Genomic DNA, 2,778 nt, shown 5'->3' on the forward strand with positions numbered 1-2,778 from the left:
CTTCCCGCGCCCCAAGGCGCACCGTGCCGTCTATTGCGACGTGGGCCGCTTCGCCTGGCAGATGGGCTGGCTCAAGCACGCGGGCTACCACGTCATCAGCCTCGATGAAGCCTGGCAGGGCCTGTTCGCCGGCAAGCCATTGCCGCCCCGTGCCGTCGTCCTGACCTTCGACGACGGCTACGAGAACTTCGCCGAGCACGCGTGGCCCATCCTGCGCAAGCACGGTTTTCCGGCGACGGTCTTTCTCGTGTCCTCCCTCATTGGTGCAAAAGCCGACTGGTTGGACGACATGGGCGAGCGCCCGGCACTGATGTCAAAGGACACCATCCGTCGACTACACGCCGAAGGCGTCACCTTTGGCTCGCACGCGGTCACCCATGTGCGTCTGTCGCAGCAAACGCCGGACGAGCAACGCAGGCAGATCGCGGGCAGCAAGGCCGGACTGGAAGACTTGCTCGGGGCCGCAGTACGGCACTTCTGCTATCCCTACGGCGACTACGACACCCATTGCCGTGACCTCGTGGCTGAGGCCGGTTACCGTACTGGCCTCACCTGCATCCGCGGCGCAGCCAACACCGCCAACAACGCCTACGAGATTCCCCGCAAGGCGATCTCGCACGGCGACAACCTGCTCGGGTTCTGGTGGAAGCTGCACATGAAGCACGAGCGCAAGGACCACGGCGGCGAACCGGTGTATGCGAGTTGAATCGGTGCGTCCGCTGCGCATCGTCCAGGTCCTACACAGCCACGGGTACGGCGGGGCCGAGACGCACGCCCTTGCCCTAATGCGGGGCTTGGCGTCGCGGGGGCACAAGCTGGTCTTTGCCGGGCCCGCTGATTCCTGGCTGGCCGCCCAGTGCGGCGCTCACGGTATCGAAGTGCATCCCCTGCGCATGACCGGGCTCTACGACCCGGTCTCGCACCTCAAGCTGCGCAAGCTGGTGCGCGAATGGCGGACGGATGTCGTTCACGGGCATCTCGTGCGAGGATCCTTCTATGCGGGCATCGCGGCGGCCGCCCGAGGGGTGGCCTCAGTCTCGACCGCCCACGCCACCACTGCCCGCAAGCACATGAGACGCAGCCACCACATCATCGCTGTTTCAGAGGCTGTGCGCGCATCGTTGCTCAAGGCCGGCTACCCCGACGCGCGCCTGCATGTGGTGCACAACGGAAGCGGACCTGCCGTCCAGTCGGATAGGGACGAGATCCGCCGCGAGTTCGGAATTCCCCTTGATGCAACGGCGTTCGTGTGCGTGGGACGATTCGTGCGTGACAAAGGCCAAGACCTGCTGGTGGAGGCCTTGCGGCGGGTGCCGCAGCACGAGCGCCCCTTGGTCAATTTTGTCGGTGATACCGACACCGACTTCGGGCGTGAGGTGCAAGACCTCGCGAGAACAGTGCCGGAAGTGCGCTTCCTCGGTTATCGTGCGGATGTGCTGCGCATCCTGTGCGCGTTCGACGCCTGCGTGGTGCCCTCGCGCCGCGAGGCTCTGAGCCTGGCCGCCGTCGAGGCCAGTTCGGCCTGCCTGCCTCTCATCGCGGCGCGTACCGGCGGCCTTCCCGAAGTCGTGCTCCACGAGCAGACCGGTCTGCTGGTGCCCCCGGAGGACGTCCACGCGCTGGCCGCCGCGATCCGGCGCGTGTCGACGCAGGCCGAGTTGCGTCAGACGTGGGGGGCGGCCGCCCGGTCGCATTACCTGCATCGTTTCACGATCGAACAGATGATCGACGGCACCGAGGCGGTCTATCGCAGCGCGTTGGAGGCGGCCCGGTGAACTCCGCTCCCCGCATCCTGGTCGTACGGCTCTCGGCGCTGGGCGATGTCGCGATGGCATCGGGCTTGATCCCTGTGCTGCGCGCCGTGCACCCCGACGCCCGCCTCGCATGGCTCACCGAACCCGCGGCCGCGCCGCTCCTGCGTGCCAACCCGCGACTCGATGAGCTGCTGATCTGGGATCGCCCCTCTTGGCGGCGGATGTGGAAGGAGCGTCGCTACGTCGACCTCTGGCGGGCGTGGCGCGAGTTCCGTCAGCAGCTGCGCGCCGGACGGTACGACCTTGTCATCGATGCGCAAGGCCTCCTGAAGAGCGGCCTGTGTGCCTGGTGGACAGGCGCACCCCGACGCCTCGGCCTCCATCCGCGCGAGGGCAGCCAGTGGTTGATGACGGAACGCTTCGAGCCTCACCCCATGGCCAGGCCGCAGATCGGTTCGGAGTACCGGCAACTGGCCGCCCATCTCGGCGCTCCTGAGCACGCCTTCCGCCTCGACGTCGTGCCGTCCGACCAGGCACGACGAGCCGCGCAGGAGGCGTTGGCCCGGTCCGGCGTCGCCGCGCCCTATGCGGCGCTGTGCCCTTTCACCACGCGTCCGCAGAAGCACTGGTTCCCCGACCGCTGGGCAGCTCTCGCGCAGCGGCTGAGGGACGAGGGAATCACGCCCGTGCTGCTGGGGGGACCCGCCGACCATGCTGCTGCGCTCGACATCCTGCATCAGCACGGCGCCCCGGCCGCCGACCTGGTCGGGCAACTGCGCCTCGACGAGAGCGCGGCCGTCATCCAGGGCGCGTCATTGCTCATCGGCGTGGACACCGGCCTCACCCACATCGGCACGGCGATGCGCGTGCCCACCGTCGCGCTGTTCGGCTCGACGCGTCCCTATCTATCGGCCGGCGAAGCGCCGACGCGGGTGATGTACGAGGCCCTGCCCTGCTCGCCCTGCCGGCGCCACCCGACCTGCGGTGGCCGCTTCGACTGCATGCGCAGTCACGAGGTGGACGC

At 68.2% G+C, this 2,778-nt stretch carries 3 protein-coding genes; all 3 read left to right on the top strand.

Annotation, left to right across the window (positions count from 1 at the left end):
- The coding region (locus tag Q0319_RS19235; RefSeq protein WP_299455261.1) for a polysaccharide deacetylase family protein at positions 1 to 706 on the top strand (706 nt) is incomplete at its 5' end.
- A complete protein-coding gene (locus Q0319_RS19240) occupies positions 696 to 1,775 on the top strand; it encodes a glycosyltransferase family 4 protein (RefSeq protein WP_299455264.1) in 1,080 nt (359 codons plus the stop codon). The genes Q0319_RS19235 and Q0319_RS19240, both read left to right, overlap by 11 nt.
- Positions 1,772 to 2,778: lipopolysaccharide heptosyltransferase I (gene waaC, locus Q0319_RS19245; RefSeq protein WP_299455267.1), on the top strand; the 1,007-nt coding region annotated here is incomplete at its 3' end. The genes Q0319_RS19240 and waaC, both read left to right, overlap by 4 nt.

The sequence above is a fragment of the uncultured Pigmentiphaga sp. genome (assembly GCF_937950555.1).
In the GTDB taxonomy this organism is placed as follows: Bacteria; Pseudomonadota; Gammaproteobacteria; order Burkholderiales; family Burkholderiaceae_B; genus Pigmentiphaga.